Source organism: Parageobacillus thermoglucosidasius (genome assembly GCF_001295365.1).
GTDB classification, from domain to species: domain Bacteria; phylum Bacillota; class Bacilli; order Bacillales; family Anoxybacillaceae; genus Parageobacillus; species Parageobacillus thermoglucosidasius.
On the sequence record NZ_CP012712.1, the window covers coordinates 3,327,883 to 3,345,687 of the forward strand.

Annotated in this window: 17 protein-coding genes and 1 pseudogene; 3 read left to right on the forward strand and 15 right to left on the reverse strand. The window is 42.3% G+C overall.

Annotated features, from left to right (window positions below):
- Positions 1 to 25 precede the first annotated feature (25 nt).
- The 3 genes from bcd to AOT13_RS16385 all read right to left on the reverse strand — a co-directional run bounded on the left by bcd (position 26) and on the right by AOT13_RS16385 (position 4,251).
- Positions 26 to 1,129, reverse strand: a complete 1,104-nt coding sequence (gene bcd / locus AOT13_RS16375) for a branched-chain amino acid dehydrogenase (protein WP_013400425.1) — start codon at positions 1,127 to 1,129, stop codon at positions 26 to 28.
- A 24-nt stretch (positions 1,130 to 1,153) separates the two neighbouring features.
- A complete protein-coding gene (gene yqiS, locus AOT13_RS16380) occupies positions 1,154 to 2,053 on the reverse strand; it encodes a phosphate butyryltransferase (protein ID WP_013400424.1) in 900 nt (299 codons plus the stop codon).
- A 131-nt stretch (positions 2,054 to 2,184) separates the two neighbouring features.
- Entirely contained in the window at positions 2,185 to 4,251 is a 2,067-nt protein-coding gene (locus AOT13_RS16385) for a sigma 54-interacting transcriptional regulator (protein ID WP_042384171.1), read from the reverse strand.
- 140 nt (positions 4,252 to 4,391) lie between these two features.
- Between AOT13_RS16385 and AOT13_RS16390 the strand changes: the two genes are divergently transcribed.
- Complete coding sequence (locus AOT13_RS16390; protein ID WP_003249290.1) at positions 4,392 to 4,640, forward strand: DUF2627 domain-containing protein; 249 nt, start codon at positions 4,392 to 4,394, stop codon at positions 4,638 to 4,640.
- A gap of 8 nt (positions 4,641 to 4,648) precedes the next feature.
- Here the strand turns inward: AOT13_RS16390 and AOT13_RS16395 are convergent, their stop codons facing one another.
- The gene (locus tag AOT13_RS16395) at positions 4,649 to 5,383 is read right to left on the reverse strand and encodes a glycerophosphodiester phosphodiesterase (protein ID WP_003249288.1); all 735 of its coding nucleotides are present in this window, start codon (positions 5,381 to 5,383) and stop codon (positions 4,649 to 4,651) included.
- A 111-nt stretch (positions 5,384 to 5,494) separates the two neighbouring features.
- Here AOT13_RS16395 and AOT13_RS19180 point away from each other — a divergent pair, with 111 nt between their 5' ends.
- Entirely contained in the window at positions 5,495 to 5,641 is a 147-nt protein-coding gene (locus AOT13_RS19180) for a YycC family protein (protein WP_013400422.1), read from the forward strand.
- Positions 5,642 to 6,154: 513 nt separating this feature from the next.
- On the opposite strand, the gene AOT13_RS16400 is transcribed toward AOT13_RS19180, so the two are convergent.
- From AOT13_RS16400 to AOT13_RS16415, 5 genes and pseudogenes are all read right to left on the reverse strand, one after another.
- Positions 6,155 to 6,475, reverse strand: a complete 321-nt coding sequence (locus AOT13_RS16400; protein ID WP_013876655.1) for a hypothetical protein — start codon at positions 6,473 to 6,475, stop codon at positions 6,155 to 6,157.
- A gap of 290 nt (positions 6,476 to 6,765) precedes the next feature.
- Positions 6,766 to 6,858, reverse strand: a pseudogene (locus AOT13_RS20235) (sporulation transcription factor Spo0A); the annotation flags it as partial.
- Positions 6,859 to 7,027: 169 nt separating this feature from the next.
- On the reverse strand, positions 7,028 to 7,918 hold the full coding sequence (locus AOT13_RS16405) for an ISNCY family transposase (RefSeq protein ID WP_045844703.1): 891 nt from the start codon (positions 7,916 to 7,918) through the stop codon (positions 7,028 to 7,030).
- Positions 7,919 to 8,065: 147 nt separating this feature from the next.
- A complete protein-coding gene (locus AOT13_RS16410) occupies positions 8,066 to 8,362 on the reverse strand; it encodes a hypothetical protein (RefSeq protein WP_013400420.1) in 297 nt (98 codons plus the stop codon).
- Positions 8,363 to 8,562: 200 nt separating this feature from the next.
- The gene (locus AOT13_RS16415) at positions 8,563 to 8,931 is read right to left on the reverse strand and encodes a hypothetical protein (RefSeq protein ID WP_013876653.1); all 369 of its coding nucleotides are present in this window, start codon (positions 8,929 to 8,931) and stop codon (positions 8,563 to 8,565) included.
- 667 nt (positions 8,932 to 9,598) lie between these two features.
- Here AOT13_RS16415 and AOT13_RS16420 point away from each other — a divergent pair.
- The gene (locus tag AOT13_RS16420; RefSeq protein WP_042386311.1) at positions 9,599 to 10,996 is read left to right on the forward strand and encodes an IS1182 family transposase; all 1,398 of its coding nucleotides are present in this window, start codon (positions 9,599 to 9,601) and stop codon (positions 10,994 to 10,996) included.
- Between the two features lie 83 nt (positions 10,997 to 11,079).
- Here the strand turns inward: AOT13_RS16420 and AOT13_RS16425 are convergent, their stop codons facing one another.
- The 6 genes from AOT13_RS16425 to AOT13_RS16450 form a co-directional block, all read right to left on the reverse strand.
- Positions 11,080 to 11,991 (reverse strand): tyrosine-type recombinase/integrase, encoded by a 912-nt coding sequence (locus tag AOT13_RS16425; RefSeq protein ID WP_376700121.1) that lies wholly within the window; start codon positions 11,989 to 11,991, stop codon positions 11,080 to 11,082.
- A gap of 225 nt (positions 11,992 to 12,216) precedes the next feature.
- Entirely contained in the window at positions 12,217 to 12,996 is a 780-nt protein-coding gene (spo0A, locus tag AOT13_RS16430) for a sporulation transcription factor Spo0A (RefSeq protein WP_003249276.1), read from the reverse strand.
- Between the two features lie 314 nt (positions 12,997 to 13,310).
- Positions 13,311 to 14,603: a SpoIVB peptidase gene (gene spoIVB, locus AOT13_RS16435; protein ID WP_003249274.1), complete on the reverse strand. Its 1,293-nt coding sequence runs from the start codon at positions 14,601 to 14,603 to the stop codon at positions 13,311 to 13,313.
- Positions 14,604 to 14,730: 127 nt separating this feature from the next.
- Positions 14,731 to 16,452: a DNA repair protein RecN gene (recN, locus tag AOT13_RS16440; RefSeq protein ID WP_042383525.1), complete on the reverse strand. Its 1,722-nt coding sequence runs from the start codon at positions 16,450 to 16,452 to the stop codon at positions 14,731 to 14,733.
- A gap of 18 nt (positions 16,453 to 16,470) precedes the next feature.
- Complete coding sequence (gene ahrC / locus AOT13_RS16445) at positions 16,471 to 16,920, reverse strand: transcriptional regulator AhrC/ArgR (protein WP_003249270.1); 450 nt, start codon at positions 16,918 to 16,920, stop codon at positions 16,471 to 16,473.
- A gap of 54 nt (positions 16,921 to 16,974) precedes the next feature.
- Complete coding sequence (locus tag AOT13_RS16450) at positions 16,975 to 17,805, reverse strand: TlyA family RNA methyltransferase (RefSeq protein WP_003249269.1); 831 nt, start codon at positions 17,803 to 17,805, stop codon at positions 16,975 to 16,977.

Here is a 17,805-nt window from a genome sequence, read left to right on the forward strand (position 1 = left end):
GAGTTCCGCTTCCAGCAAATTTCTTTTAACGACCGCGACGGCGGCTTAAAATATGGTGGCCATTTTGCAAAAATTGGCTGCGGGACTTTCTCAATGTTTTAATCCGTTCTTCCGCGAGACGGTCTGCCGCTTGATACGCCGGGATGCCATCACGTTTGGCAATCACAAATATTTTCTTAATATTATCATAAATTTGTTCGATTTTTTTCATCGCACGCTCGCGGTTGTACCCGTGCAATTCATCGGCGATGTTAATGACGCCGCCCGCGTTAATCACGTAATCCGGCGCGTAAACGATTCCCAGTTCATGAATGATATCGCCATGTCTCGGTTCCTTGAGCTGGTTATTCGCCGAACCGGCAATGACCTTCGCTTTTAATTGCGGAATCGTTTCATCATTGATGATGCCGCCGAGCGCACAAGGAGCAAAAACGTCACAATCGACGCTGTAAATATCGTTCGGGTCCACTGCTTTTGCGCCAAACTCTTCGATCGCCCGCTGCACCGCTTCTTTATTGATGTCGGTAACGATCAGTTTTGCCCCTTCTTCATGAAGATGGCGGCATAAGTGGTACGCGACGCTTCCGACGCCTTGCACAGCAACGACTTTTCCTTCGAGTGAATCGCTGCCAAATGCTTCTTTTACCGCCGCTTTCATGCCGCGGTAAACGCCATAGGCGGTCGCCGGAGACGGATTCCCCGATGAGCCGAATTCCGGAGAAATTCCTGTGACATAATCGGTTTCTTGATAAATAATATCCATGTCTTCGACCGTCGTGCCGACATCTTCCGCCGTTATATAGCGGCCGTTTAACCCTTGGATAAAGCGGCCAAACGCGCGGAACATCGCTTCATTTTTGTCTTTGCGCGGGTCGCCGATAATGACGGCTTTTCCTCCGCCAAGATTCAGCCCGGCTGCGGCGTTTTTGTAAGTCATGCCGCGCGCTAAACGAAGCGCGTCTTCAATTGCTGCTTCTTCTGATTCATACATCCACATGCGCGTGCCGCCTAACGCCGGTCCGAGCGTCGTATCATGAATCGCGATAATCGCTTTGAGCCCTGATTCTTTATCTTGGCAAAATAGCAATTGTTCATAATCATATTGTTCCATATACTTAAAAAGTTCCATGGTGACTTCCTCCTCAACATTCTTTTATTTCGATGCGGAACAAACAGCAAGGGCTAATGAGTAAAGCTTGCTTTCTGCGGAATCGGCGCGCGACGTAAGGACAATCGGCGCTTTTGCCCCAGCGATGATTGCACCGACTTTTGCGTTTGCAAAATAAACGAGCGATTTATACAGCATGTTCCCCGCTTCAATGTCCGGAACGAGCAAAATATCTGCTTTTCCTGCGACTTCGCTATCAATCCGCTTATGTTTGGCTGCCTTGGGCGAAACAGCGTTATCAAGCGCGAGCGGGCCGTCAATAACACATCCCTTTATTTGCCCGCGCTTTTGCATCATCGCCAATGCCGCGGCATCGACAGTTGCCGGCATGGATGGGTTCACGATTTCCACCGCCGCAAGCGGTGCCACTTTTGGCGTTTCAATGCCAATCGCATGGGCCACCGCAACCGCATTCGCAATAATTTGCGCTTTTTGCTCTAAATCTGGTGAAACGTTCATCGCGGCATCTGTCACAATGATGAGCCGGTCGTAGCCGGGGATTTCAAATACCGCGACATGGGAAAGCACTTTCCCTATGCGCAAACCATATTCTTTGTTTAACACCGCTTTTAAAAGCGCAGCGGTCGGGACATTTCCTTTCATCAGCACGCCCGCTTCATTTGAATGAACCGCTCTGACCGCAAGCTCAGCCGCTTGTACGGCAGAATTGGCGTGGACGATTTGTATGTTGTCCGAATTTGCATAATTTTTTTGCTTTAACAGTTGCAAAATTTGTTCCCTATCTCCATACAACACAAATTTCCCGAAATGGCGATCAAGCGCCATTGCCACCGCATCGATGACTTCTTCATCCTCCGCTGCCGCAACAGCTACCGTCATATTTTGGGATTTCGTTGTGCGATCGATCAACGATTGCAGCTTCATCTTATGCACCAACCTCTTCATGGAATTTGTGGAGGCACTTTATTAAAGATGCAAAAATCATGCCAACAAAAAAACAATGAAAACACTTTATTTTCCATTCTATTCATGCAATAATTTGCATAGCACGCAAATTATTGCGTGCTTTTTTTGGCAATTCCGTATTTCTCCAGCTTGTAATACAAATTGCGAATCGAAATACCGAGCGCACGTGCCGCCGCCGTTTTGTTGTTGTTATATTTCCGCAGCGCTTGTTCGATGATTTCCGCTTCGTATTGCTCCATCATCTCGTGAAGAGGGCGGATTTCCAGCTCCTTCTCATATTTATGAAGAGATGGAGCTTCTCTCGAAATATCCAGCGGCGGAATATGATGAACATCGATCACCACTTCGTTAAACTTCATAAAAATCATCGCTCGTCCCAATATATTTTCTAATTCGCGGACATTTCCCGGCCAATCGTAAGACAATAAATAATCAAGCGCAGCCGGCGTCACCCCTTCGACATTGCGCCCGTAATCTTGGTTAAGCTTTTGAATTAAATGCTGGCACAGGGCGGGGATATCCTCTTTTCTCGCCCGCAACGGAGGAATATAAATCGGCATACGGTTTAACCGGTAGTATAAGTCTTCACGAAACGTTCCTTCCACAATCGCTTTTTCTAAGTTAACATTTGTCGCCGCAATAACGCGGACGTTAATGGGAATCGGCTTTGTGCCGCCGACGCGGACGATTTCCCCTTCTTGCAGCACACGAAGCAGCTTTGCCTGCGTATTGGCGGAAAGTTCGCCAATTTCATCAAGGAAAATACTTCCATTATTTGCTTCTTCAAATAACCCTCGCTTTCCTCCCCTTTTCGCCCCAGAAAACGCTCCTTCTTCGTAACCAAATAATTCGCTTTCTAGTAGAGTTTCAGAAATGGCTGCACAATTCACGCGGATAAATTTGTTATATTTCCGGTCACTCGCGTTATGAATCGCATGGGCAAACAATTCTTTCCCTGTGCCAGATTCGCCGCGAAGCAAAATCGTTGCCGGCGTTTTTGCCGCCAATTTTGCTTGCTCGATCGCTACCGTTATTTCCTCCGACGTCCCAATAATATCGGCAAATGAATATTTCGCCTCCAGCGTGCGGATAATGTGTCTGGCCCGATTCAATTCATTGGTGAGCCGTTGGATTTCCGAAACATCATGAATTACGCCGACGCTTCCTTTTAATACGCCGTCAACGATGATTGGCGCCACATTCACCACCACATCGCGTTTTTTCGGGCCAACTTTCATGCGCACGCCGCGAATGGGCCGGCGCGTCTTCAGCACCTGCATATGCACGCTTTCTCCTTCAGCGATATCAGCAGTTGCCGGTTTGCCGATGACTTCTTCTTCCGACAGACCGGTGAGGCGCGTATAAGCGGGATTGATGAAAATGCCATTGCCATGCTCATCAACAACCGAAATCGCTTCTTCCGAAGAATGGATAATCGCCTCAAGCATCATGCGCATTTCTTTTAAATCCGTAATTTCTTCCGCTAACTTCACAAGTTCTGTAACATCTTTAAAAACAGCTAGCGCGCCGATCAGCTTTCCTGTTTCATCCATCATTGGAATCCGTGTTGTAATAATTTTTTTGCCATTTTCTAATTTTAATTCTTGATGAACTTCGGTTTGTTTCGTTGCTAACACTCGTGGCAATCCGCTTGCCGGAATAACTTCTAAAATATGTTTTCCGATGACTTCCTCTTTATCCACTTCCATCATTTCCGCGGCGCTATTATTAATATCTGTAATGCAGGCAAATTCATCAACGACAATCATGCCGTCATGCGCAGAATTCAAAATTAAGTCGCGCCGCGCTGTTTCGCTTTTCAGTTTCGCAATCAGCATTTCTTTTTCTTTGACAAGCTCGGCCATCATCTGCGCAACTGTTCCCGGAACGACGATCGTATTTGCGGCACATCGTTTGCGGATCTCCTCCAGCACTCCTTGCTTTCCCGTTGCTTCAATAATAAGGTCCAATTCTTCGTTTATGAAAGCACGCCAGTCCGTTCCGGTTGGAATGTTTTTTTCTTTCGCCACTTTTATGCCGGGAGCATTTTCATCAATATCCGCCACGGCGATAATTTGAAACATGGCTGTTTTATCCAATAGCTTTAATAACGCCGTTCCTCCATTTCCAGCGCCAACAATCAATACCTTTTTCATCTTAGTTTCACCGCTCTTTTTATTGTGCAAGTTTTTGCAGACACTTTTATCATAATTGTTTTTTCTTTGCTTGACAAATGGTGCCAAACCGTTATGATGGTTCATGAAGCGACTTTTTAAGCGAAAGGAATTCGATCGTGATGCTGCGAATCATTGCTCTTCTCATGTTAGTCATTCCCGGCTTGTTCGCCGCATTAGGCATTAAATGGATGCGTGACACGTTATTCGGCATTTTGCATTCCCCATTTCCGTCCCTTTCACTGCAATTTTTAGGCGGTTTTCTTTTGTTTGCAGCTGGCTTGGCATTTATCGGGGGATTTATTTTGCATCGTGACCGGAAACGAAACAAAGTCCAGCCGCGGTTTCAAAAAAAGAAAAAAGCGCCCTAATTTATTTTTCAGGGCGTTTTTTTGTTTTGGCGCACTTTTTTCGCCTTAAGCGGATAATCCGTAAAAATGGCATCCACTCCGTATCGGAACATTTTTTGCATCAGCGGCTCTTTATTAATCGTAAACGGACGCACCGCCACTCGGTGATTGCGGGCTTGGCGAACAAACGGTTCTGACACTGTCCGGTGATAAGGATGGAGCCCGTCTGCCCCGATCGCTCGAACGTATTTCCAAGGATCGTATAAAGGCTCCATATATAATATCGCTGTCTCTATATTTGGCGCAAGATGGCGGCAAAACACCATGCTATTATGGTTAAAAGACGATAAAACGGTACGTTCTTCCAATTGATAGCGCTGAATCATATCGATGACTTTTTGCTCCAATGTTTCATACGCAATGAAACCGTTTTTTAGTTCAATATTCAACAGCAACGGTGTCGAGCGAATCCATGCCAGCACTTCCTCGAGCAGAGGGATGCGGCAAACATCATATTGATCGGCAAATTTATACGCAGCGTTAAATTGTTGTAATTCGCGGTACGTAAAATCTTTTACCCAGCCAGTCCCATCTGTCGTCCGGTCGATCGTTTCGTCATGAATGACAACAATTTGTCCGTCTTTGCTCAGCTGCACGTCCAATTCAATCCCGTCCGCCCCGGCCCGCTCCGCTTCCCAAAAGGCGATCATTGTATTTTCCGGATGGGTGCCAGCGGAACCGCGGTGCGCGAAAATTTTCGTCATGCGTTTTGTTAACTCCCTTCTCTCGAACCTCATGCAAAAGCGATCATAAAAATATATGCGGGAAAACGAAAAAATTGCTATACTGTTTTTATCAGCAAGCGAGGTGATAAAATGAGACCGCTGCAAATTTCCTTGGAAACGGCGCAAAAATTAGCGAAAGCGCTTGGGATGCCGCTCGAACAAATTATGCATATGCCTCAGCATATTTTAGTGCAAAAATTGCTCGAATTAGAAAAAAAGCAAAATGAACAACAATAAAGGAAAAACTCCATAAAAAGGTAGTCGCATACAGACTACCTTATTTTTCTGATAATATGGCAAAATTAGAGTAAAAAACGCAAAATGATGCATTATATCGATGCAACCCATACCATCCATGACAGCGGCTTGATATACCGAAATAATGTTTCTAAAATGGCATCCATCTCATAAATCCACGCATGTTCGCCATCCCGGCTGGGAAATCATGATCATATCCATCCCTTGGCAGTTGTATATGATTCCAAGGTAGCAGATTTTTTTATGTGCATGGATGCATTCGTTATGCGTTTTAAATCTTTGTCTTCTAAGTTTTCTATTGCAGCAAAATTACTCACCTCACTATTCAGCTGTTACGGACCTCTATATTATCTATCCTCCCTTTGGCTAACCATGAAGTGATTCTCACAACAACGGGATAAAAGAAGGCAAGTACGATTTAGCCATCCTGCTTGGGCAAAAACAAGAAGCCAGCATTTTTCCTTTTCCCCAATATGTAACGGAACACCGCAGTCAATCCTTCATTCTTGTGCCATCACATTTTTTTCGATAAAATGATGGTGACATGCGGTTTACCCCCATAATGGTCAATCGGCTGAAATTTTTGGTCACGTGCTGGTAACACGTGGCTGTTTTTTTGCTTTTATGGTTTCTTTCCGCTAATGCTTTTCTATTCAGTTCTTTCTTCCAACGCAATAAGGCAGCTTTATATTCATTCTGATATTTACCATTCACAAGTTTTTCTATATTTGGATGCTTCAGTAACTTTTTTGTATGCCAGTGAATAGCTTCAACAATTGCCATTTTATTAGTGCCCGGAAGGTTGTACTGCATTTTGTTTACCTCTTTAAACTTCCAAATTATTTAATGGTGAATGCTGTTGACACTTCCTTATCAGTAAAATCTAGATAAGCCTTTTGTGTTGCTTCAAATTATCCATTGCAGTTCGATACCTGTTAACCCCAAAAAAGACACCATCTTTTATTGATTTGGTTAACAAACCAATAAAAGAATGGTGCCTTTCAGTAAACAAACGGTTTATTAACTGCCATGAAAAGAAATTTATTGGTAACTATACGCCGGATACAGATAAAAACCCAGTAATATCAGCCATGTTAACCGTTTTAAGAAGCTTTATGCTCTAATCTTAACTTATCGGCGACCATCGCGATGAATTCGCTGTTTGTCGGTTTGGCTTTCGACACGCTGACGGTGTAAATCCTTTATGTATCAAGGGTTGGAAAATTTTCAGATAATTAAATATCAGCTATATTTATAGGTATCACTTTCAGATATTTATTGACCAATAGTGTCACTAACATTATCGTATCATTTTAAATTGTTCTGGACAAGTTGCTTTTTAAATTTTTAGATGGTGTTGCAAAACTAGAGTAAAAACTCGAAATTATGCATAAGGATGCAACATAACACATGTAGTAAATATCGATGAAATCCATACCATCTTGGCTGTTCCAACCCGTCACTCTTTAATTCATTAAATACTCGTTCAATCTCACGACGAAGTCCAAACAGCCACTGGCCAAACCTTGTTTTCAAAAAGACAGGAAGAACACGTCCATAGGCGTCTTTTCGTTCTTCGCTATTGCGGCGGTTGATAGGGGAAAGCAATAGGATTCCTGACTGCTCCGCTGTTTGACGAACCTTTTCGCTGTCATATGCGGCATCGCCCAATACCAATTCGATATCCCACTGCTTTAAAGAAACAAGCAATTCTGGTGCTACTGCTGCATCATTCCGATTCGCTGTGGTCAACACATGAGATAAAATGATTCCCTCGGCAGTGGTGCAGAGATGAAGCTTATATCCTTTAAACCAGTGGTATCGGGTGGACACTCCCCACTTTGCTTGCGAATCGTAAAGACTGCTTCGAAGAGCTGTGCTGTCGATCAGCACAATTTGAGGATACCGAACTTCTAGATCTTTGAGCAGTTGTGCATGAAAAACAGGAAATCCCTGTTCCCGGAACCACTTCGCCGCGCGGGAGAACGTAGACAGATGAGGGACTTCACCAAGCCCACAGGCCCGTTGAAAACAGCGAAAACGCTGCAGAATGCGTACTAATTTTCGCAAGGAACCAATAGCAAAATAGGTTTTCAAAAAGAAACATTTCAACAACGATTTTTTCGACACCGGCGGTCTTCCTGTCACATACGGTGTTTCGGGCAATGATAGCGAGTCAACATATCGAAATAATGCTTCTAAAATTGGATCAATTTCATAAGGCCATGCATGTTCGTTGTTTAAATTGGAAATCATGATAGTGCCCACCCCTTGGAGAGTTGTTTTTTGGTCACTGTATATGATTTCCAAGGTGGTGGATTTTTTATGTGTATTTATGCATTCGTTATACGTTTTGCAACACGTTCTTGATAAATTATAGGGTCATTACTTTGAAAATACTTATTAAGGCATGATATAAAAAATCAACAAAATTATAATATTGATAGGGAGACTAATTAACAAAAACAATCCTATATAATTTTTAGGACTAGGACCTTTTTTTGTTATAGCAAAATACTCAACACCCAAATTACTGATTGTAATTAATAAAACAAAGATGGCATAAAGCAAAACTTTTTCCTTAAACATGCTTGTGAAAAGGGGAGAAAAGATAATTAGAAAAATGAGTTGCTGAAAAGTGCCTCGAGAAAAAATATCTACCTTTCCACCCAGAAATGCTTTAAAGTCACTTTTGCTCATATTATCCCCCTTACTATCGTAAGCAACCAGCAGCAGCACTAGCCCCTAACCATACCGCGGCAACACCAGTTCCTATTGCCCAACCAGCTGGACCACTTATTCCAGCAAGAGTCATAAGACCAGTAAACGCAGTAGTATGCGCGAAACCTGCAATGGATGCTGCTCCACAACCGCTGATTTTTTGTATCGATACTATATTATTATTTTGTGTATTTACTTCTTCTAAAATACTTTTTTAAGTTTTCACCTTCAGCACTATTTATAACTTTGTTAAATTTTTCAATGACACTAACTACCTCTTTGTATGATGGCGCATTATTTATTAAATTTAGCTGTTCTTTTAACTCTTTCTTATTTGTAATAACAATCTTATTTTTCTTCTCATCGAATTTAGTATATGCAATCACAATATTAGTTATTTCTGAATTAATTTCTGAATGATCCGGAATATCATTGGAAGTTACAGCTTCGGATTTCAGTGGAGCGAGTAATGTACTAAATACCAATACTAAACTAGAAATAATTACAAACATAGATAATCTTAATTGGTTATTTGTTTTAGTTAACATAGATAATTCCTCCTTTTTTATATAGAATTTAATCTACATTTTATATTATAAAAGTAAAAAATTATAAAAAAAGGGGTTGAATTACATTTGTCGGAGAGTTATCATATTCTATTACCAGGATATGGATAAATCGAGATAAACCTTGCCGTCTCTGGATCGTAATACCGCTCGCCATTTGAATTCGTGACGGTGTTTGGTTTTACATCATCTTTGTTCAGACCATATAGACGATTCTATCTCTCAACGTATGAATGTTAGCTAGGGTTTTGAACAGTTTAAAGAACGAGATCTCAGTCCAAACAGAGCCTATTTTTAAAGTGACAGAAAACTGAAAGAGAAGTGAAGGAAAAATAACAGAAAGATGACAGAGTATTTTGTATCAGATGTGCTATGATGATATCGTGGGATATGTTGAAGCAGGGCGTCACTCCGAACGGGGTGGCGTTTTTTATTTTAAGACTCTACCCTGAAATAACTGTGGATAACTTGTGCTGTTATTTCATTCATCGATGTGCCAATTTTTATTGACATGGTTGTCTGTTATCGTTCGACCAATGAAAAACCACCCATAAGGTGGTTCAGACTGTTGAAAAACGATTTTGTCAAGAGACAAAATCGTTTTTTTATGATATATGTTGAGAAAACAACTGATGAGGAGAAACCACTTATGTACTACTACCAATCGAACTTAGAGATTCAACAAAATCGTCAAGCTTATGAATCCATGTATGATCCTAACCATATCTTGGTTCAAATCGACAAATTGATGGATTGGAACAGTGTATATCAGTTACTTGAACCGTTTTATCCAAGTACCATTGGTCGCCCCACGATTGATCCGTTGATTTTTGTAAAAATCCTCATGATTCAATATCTGGAAGGGTTTCGATCCGTTCGGTTTACCTGTAAACAAATCCAGCAACACGCCACGTATCGCTGGTTTTTAGGCATTTCCCCCACCGATAAAGTCCCTTGCCACTCCAGCGTTTCCAAGTTTCTTCGCCATCGGGTCGATCCCGATGTATGGGAAGCGTTATTTGATCATGTCCTTCAATGGATTCAAGAAGATGGGTTCTTGTCTCCGGACACGTGGGCAGCGGATGAAACAGAGTTAAAAGCGAATGCCAATAAACGAAAACGCATCCAAGTGATTCAGACGATGGCGGTGAAAGAAGAAGAGGACGTGTTACAACTGGTCAATGAAAAACGACAACAGCATGGAAAAAAACCGTTAGCTCCCAAAGCAGAGAAGCTGGCAACCAAAAAGATGATCTGTAGCACCACAGATCCAGATGCTGGGTTATCGGTCAAACACGATCCGCGTGGTCTCTTTGCGTTCCACGATCATCGAATCGTTGACACCTTGCATAATTTTATTTTGGATGCTTACGTGACTGCCGCCACCGTGCCTGGCCATCGTATTTTGATGGGGCGAATCGAGCGTGTTGAACATCGAGTAGGATATTCTCCCGAAGAAATAGTGTTAGACGCTGGCTATTATAACGCCCGACTAGCAAGAGAATTAGAGAAAAAAGGAATTTTGGCGTATATGTCGTATCGACGTTTTCATCGAAAGGAACATCCCGATTGTCGTTCCGTAAAGTTCCAGCAAGTCACAGACGATGTGTATGCGTGTCCCTTTGGCGTAAAGTTCACCTATTCGACGTCCACCCGTTCTGGATATCATGAGTACAAACCAGCAGTAAAAGGAAGTTGTGTGGGATGTCCTGCCGCAAAAGGCGCAAAGGATCGTGTATTTCGAGTTTCCGTTCATCAAGATATCTACGAACGAATGCGGAAACAACGATTATCGATGAGAGGAAAAGTGTTGCGATCGGTACGTCCATCGACGATTGAGCGAAGTTTCGCCGAAAGCAAAGAACTCCACGGTCTTCGTTTCACACGATACCGTGGAGTCCGGCAAGTACAAATTCAGGTTTGGATCACCGCCATGATCCAAAACCTCAAAAAGTGGACCAAATTGCGATCACTCCAACAATATGGTCTATATCTAACCTACCAAATGGAAGAGAAAAAGAAAAGAAAAAGTTCACACTCCTCGTGAACTTTTTCTTGACGTCCGACTTTTTCAACACTTTGAAGAAAGAAGCGGAATTTCCGCTTCTTTCTTAAATATTAATATCTATCTTATTTTCCATTTAGCCAAAGGGGAATGTTGTTGATACTTCTTTGCATTTCCTCTCTTGTTAAGTCCATATAAGCCTCTTCCGTGACTTTTACAGAGCTATGACCTAATATTCTGCTCAACGTATAAAGGTCACCACCATTTAGCAAATACTGCCTTGCAAAATTGTTTCGTATTTGATGTGGATGAATAGACAATCCTATCCGCTCTCCCGCTTGTTTAAGTTGTTTTTCAAATGAGTGTACGGTAAGCGGGGTATTCCGTGTTGTTGGAAACAACAGTTCCGTATCTGTATGTCTGTCCTTAAATCGTATGTAATGTTTTAGTTCCCTCGCCATTACCTGTGAAAAATACACATACCGCTCTTTTCGCCCTTTTGTTTTTTTCACTAATATCACTCGATGCTTAAAATCAATCTCATCAACCGTTAAAGCAAGGCATTCACCAATTCTCATTCCTGTATCCTGCAACAGCATGGTAATGATTTTGTTTCTATACCCATGAAACGTGGTGTAATCAAATTGACTAAGCAACAAATTAAATTCCTCTTGGCTAATTCCTGCTTTTTGCTTTCTTTCGGTTTTAATCTGCTCAATTTTCTCCACAGGGTTCTTATGAATTTCTCCTTCTTCATGCAACCAGTTAAAGAACACTTTAATATTTCGAATGTAGTTGTTGATTATGACGTTCGAGATTTTCTTATTGTAGTCTCTTCGGTTCTCTGGGCGATTAATTAATCTCGATGCTTCCCTGTTTACAACCGTATATTTTCCCCGTTCTTGAAGGTAAGTAATGTATTGTCTTATGTGTCCCGTACGAACAGCATCCACCTCTTCAATCCCGTGTTCGTTTTTTAAATAAGCAATAAACAGCTTTAATGATTGTTCATATGATGACAGCGTTTTTTTGGTGATAAGTTTTTACTTTGGCAATACAACAAAAAATCCTGCAAATAAAAGTCCAATTCACTTAGCTTCATGATTTAACCTCCCCATCTCAATAAAAAGAAATACCCAATAAATCATTCGATTTATTGGGTGAGATGGAAAAAGTTTATTGGTTTAAAATCCGATTTATTGGCTTTTTATAACTTGATGTAAAATTATTCCATGACATTTAAACCGTTGATATTAGCGGCTTTAAGAAGCTTTATGCTCTAATCTTAACTTATCGGCGACCATCGCGATGAATTCGCTGTTTGTCGGTTTGGCTTTCGACACGCTGACGGTGTAGCCGAATAAGGAAGAAATCGATTCGAGATTGCCGCGGCTCCAAGCGACTTCAATCGCATGGCGGATCGCCCGCTCGACACGGCTGGCCGTTGTGTTATATTTTTTGGCAATGTCCGGGTAAAGCACTTTCGTAATTGCGCCGAGCAATTCAATATCGTTATACACCATGGCGATCGCTTCACGTAAATATAAATATCCTTTAATATGCGCCGGAACGCCGATTTCATGAATGATGCTCGTAATGCTTGCGTCCAGATTTTTCGGCCTGTTATCCCGCGTTTGGTAGGCAGACGCCGCTTTTTTCACCATTGGTGCCGTTTTTCCATGCACTTGGCGGATATGATACACTAAATTTTCCATGTCAAACGGTTTTAAAATAAAATAAGAGGCGCCAAGTTCAACCGCTTTTTTCGTTACATCTTCTTGGCCAAATGCTGTCAGCATGATCACGCTCGGTTGTTTTTCCCGCTTCGCACGAATTTTTTCCAATACGGCCAATCCATCTAAATGAGGCATAATAATGTCTAACAATAACACATCCGGTTGTTTTTCCTCGAGCATATATAAGCAATCTTGGCCATTATAAGCAGTCCCGATCACTTCCATGTCGCTTTGGCTGGAAATATATTCTTCGAGCAAATTCACTAACTCACGGTTATCGTCCGCAATACATACTTTAATTTTCAAGAAAACCTTCCCCCTTACTCCCAAAATTCTATTGCTATGTAGATGAAAATTTCTATTGTGACAAATTCGACAACATGTTGAAAAATCCTTTCACTTTTTTAAAAATATTAAAAAAACAAATATTTTTTGAAATTATACCAAAAAACGACCTGATTTGACATTTTTTTATAAAATACAAACATGATTTTATCGAAAAATCGTTTACATATTCATTTTATATGATGTTTCATCAAATATCTATGCAAAAAAAGCTAAATTTATGACGTTTTTCACGAAATTTTTTGTAAATAAAATTTCAAAAGACGAGCTGCATGTTAGCTCGCCTTTTTATCCGATTTTCCATATATATCAATTCCTGCTTCGTGCAACATCCATTCGATATGAACGCCATAGCCAGATGTCGGATCATTGACAAATACATGTGTAACTGCGCCGACTAATTTCCCGTTTTGAATAATCGGGCTTCCGCTCATTCCTTGAACGATTCCGCCCGTCTTTTTTAATAAACGCGGATCAGTGACGCGAATGACAAGACCTTTGGTGGCTGGAAATTTTTGTGGAATGGTACTAACAATTTCAATATCAAATGGCTCGACTTTATCATTTTCCACAACAGTCAACATTTTTGCCGGCCCTTCCTTGACTTGACTCGATAACGCAACCGGAATCGGTTTCGTAAAAATTCCGTTGTCTACCGGTTTGGACAGCGTTCCAAAAATGCCAAACGGACTGTTATCGGTAATATTTCCGATAACTTCTCTATCGCTTGAAAACCGCGCTAATTTCTCGCCAGGATTGCCGCTGCTTCCTTTTTCAATGGATGTTACGGTTGATTTCATGATTTGGCCGTTTTGCACAACAATTGGTTTTTTCGTATCCATATCGGAAATGACATGCCCTAAAGCTCCATATTTTTTGGAAACCGGGTCGTAAAATGTCATCGTGCCAATGCCGGCAGCAGAATCTCGGATATATAATCCAATGCGGTAAGCGTGATCATGCTTATCCTTTAACGGAACTAATTTCGTCGTAAAGGAGTGTTGGTCCCGAAGCACTTGAAGCTGAAGCGGTTTTCCTATTTTTCCTGCCTCTTCAATAAAAGGGGAAAGATCATCCATGTTTTCGATTTTTTTCCCGTTAATGCCGGTAATCATGTCTCCCACTTTAATCCCGGCAAGTTCACCCGGCGATTTTTTTCCGTTTTCTGTTTCGACCAGATGGTAGCCAACAACAAGAACTCCTACCGTATTTAACTTCACGCCAATCGATTGCCCGCCGGGAATGACTTTTAAACTTGGCAACACTTTCACATCCACTTGCTTCACCGGCATTCCAGCAACTTCCAATACCATTTGCTTTTCTCCACGTTGCTTTGCTTTTACAGAAAACGAATGAGCATGTTTGTGAATTTCTATCGATTTAGAAGCGTCTTTTACTGTCGTTTGGACTGGGAGCGCTGTTGAAGAAAATCGCATCGCTTCTCCTTCAAACATCACGATTTGTTTTGGAATTTGCAAATACTCTTTGACCGGTTTTGCCATACTAATCATTGTCAGCGAAACAAGGAGAAAAATCCCCATTATTTTTCGGATTGCCTCTGTATTCAATCGCTTTCACTCTCCTCGCTCCCACCTACACCCTTCTTAAAAGCGGCTACAGTTTTAATTTTGCCTTAAACTGCGGAAATATAATCGCTTTCCCTAATAAAAAAAGCTACCCATAATGGATAGCGTTTCATCCTTTGATTTTTGCCGCTAGCTCCAGCAGCTCTTTTGCATGTTGCTTTGTTAGTTCTGTAATTTCCACCCCGGAAATCATTCGGCCGATTTCTTTTACTTTTTCTTCGTCCGATAATGTTTTTACTGATGTTCTTGTCCGATTTCCGTCCGTTTCCTTTGCAATAAACAAATGCGTATCCGCCATCGCCGCTACTTGCGGCAAATGGGAAATACAAAGCACTTGCGAGCCAATCGAGACGCGGTAAATTTTTTCAGCAATCGCCTGCGCAACCCGGCCGCTGACGCCTGTATCGACTTCATCAAAAATAATGGACGTAACGCCTTGATGTTTCGAAAATATGCTTTTTAACGCGAGCATAATGCGCGACAATTCGCCGCCGGAAGCAATTTTCGCCAGCGGTTTTAACGGTTCGCCCACGTTGGTAGAAATGTAAAATTCCACCTCATCGACGCCATCTTCATGAAAATTCACAGGCACGCCGTCCAGCAGCGGCGCATCGAGCGTTCCTTCTCTTTTCGTAAATACGATATCAAATTGCGTTTTTTCCATGTATAGATCTTTTAATTCTTGATGAATATGGTTAATTAACATTTTTGCGTATTTTTGGCGGACGTTCGTCACGTTTTTCGCTTCGATTAATAAATCTTCCGTCACCGATTTCAATTCTTTTTGCAGTTCATGGATATGGGTTTCGCGATGTTGGAGTTCATCGATTTCTTCCGCAATTTTTTCAGCATATTGCAAAATCTCTTCGATGGTCGCTCCGTATTTCCGTTTTAACTGATTAATTTCGCTAAGACGGCTTTCAATAAAATCGAGGCGGGCCGGGTCATACTCTAATTGTTCAAGTTCATCGCTCAATTTATACGTAATATCCTCTAATAAATAATAACTATTCGCAATCGTTTCGTACGCTTCTTTCAATGCCGGGCTGATAGAGGTGACATCTTCTAAATGGCTCATGGCCAGACCAATCCAGTCAAGCCCGCGGTGTTCACCGGATAACGCCTCATAGCTATGTTTAAGCGCCTCATAAATTTTTTGGAAGTTCATAATTTTTACTTTTTCTTCCATTAGTTGTTCATCTTCATTTACTTGCAAATTTGCTTTTTGAATTTCATCGAGCTGAAATGTTAATAAATCAAGGCGATGGGCCATTTGCTGCTCATTTTCATTCAGCTTTTTCAATTTCTTCCGCAATTGCTCATATTTCTCATAAACAGCCCGGTATTCTTCCAGCGCGGCGGCAATTTCCTCTCCCCCATATTCATCGAGCAGCGGAAGATGGCGCGACGGATCCATCAATTCCTGGTGTTCATGCTGGCCGTGAATATCGACAAGCGTTGAACCGATATCGCGCAATATCGCTGTTGTCACTAATTTTCCATTGACGCGGCACACGCTTTTTCCATTCGCGAAAATTTCGCGACGCAAAACAACCATGCCTTCGCTAATATCGATGCCGACTTCCGCACATTTGTCATAGCATGGATGGTTTTCATTATCCAATAAAAAAAGCCCTTCTATTTCCGCCTTTTCTTCCCCATAGCGGACAAATTCCGCCGAACCGCGCCCGCCGATCAGCAGCTGGATGGCGTCAATAATAATCGACTTCCCCGCTCCTGTTTCCCCGGTCAGCACGGTCAGCCCTTTGTCAAACGAAACCGACAACGATTCAATAATCGCAAAATTTTTTATGGATAATTCCGCAAGCAAGTGGAATCACCCCCATTTTTAAAGCATTCCTAACAATTGCCCGGAAACCCTTTCGGCATCTTCAGCTGTGCGACAAATAATAAGGCAAGTGTCATCACCGCAAATCGTTCCGACGATTTCGTTCCAATCTAAATTATCAAGCAAAGCGCCAATGGCGTGCGCATTGCCCGGCAATGTTTTTAAGACGAGCAAATTGCCAGCTCCATCCAGCTTGACAAACGCATCCATTAACGCACGCTTTAATTTTTGCGTAGGATTAAAGCGATGATCGGAAGGAAGGCTATATTTATAGCGGCCATTGGCCATCGGCACTTTGACGAGCTGCAGTTCTTTAATATCTCTGGAAACAGTGGCTTGCGTGACATTAAATCCCGCCTTTTTCAGCATATCCACAAGCTCGTCTTGCGTCTCAATTTCATGATTCATAATAATTTCGCGAATTTTAATATGCCTTTGCCCTTTATTCAAATTCGACACCTCGCACAAGTAATTTCACGGAAAAAACGGGAATAACCATCGCCGTTATTCCCGGGTTTTCAGCTGCAAATGGGCTTCTTTCACTACCTCGCTGACTGATTTCGGCAGGCGATTTTCCCCTATTTCTTTGCCGCCTTCAAAGCGGAGGTGAAGCAAAAATTCAATATTTCCGTCACCGCCGGTAATCGGAGAGTGCGATAAATTCATGGCATCAAACCCTTCGCTCAGCGCAAAGTCGATGATGGACGTTAACACTTCCTCATGCACGTCCGGGTCGCGAACGATGCCTTTTTTGCCGACTTTTTCCCTGCCCGCTTCGAATTGCGGCTTGACAAGAGCGACCACATCGCTTCCGGGGACAATCACCATCTTTAATACAGGTAATATTAGTTTTAGTGAAATAAAGGAGACATCGATCGTTGCAAATTGTGGAAGCCCTTTCGTAAAATAATCGGGCGTGACGTACCGGAAATTCGTCCGCTCCATCACAACGACGCGCTCATCCTGGCGCAGCTTCCATGCCAGCTGATTATAGCCGACATCAAGCGCGTACGACAGCTTCGCGCCATGTTGCAACGCACAATCGGTAAACCCTCCCGTAGATGCCCCTATGTCCAAAACAATTTTATCTTGGACGCTAACATCAAACAGGCGCAGCGCTTTTTCGAGCTTCAAACCGCCGCGGCTAACATACGGAAGCACCTCTCCTTTTACCGTTAACGGGATATCTACGGGAACTTTTTCGCCCGGCTTGTCTAGCCGGACTTCGTTTGCATACACAAGCCCAGCCATAATCGCCCGTTTGGCTTTTTCACGCGTCTCGATTAAGCCTCGTTGCACAAGTAAAACATCCAGTCGTTCTTTTTTCCCTTTCAT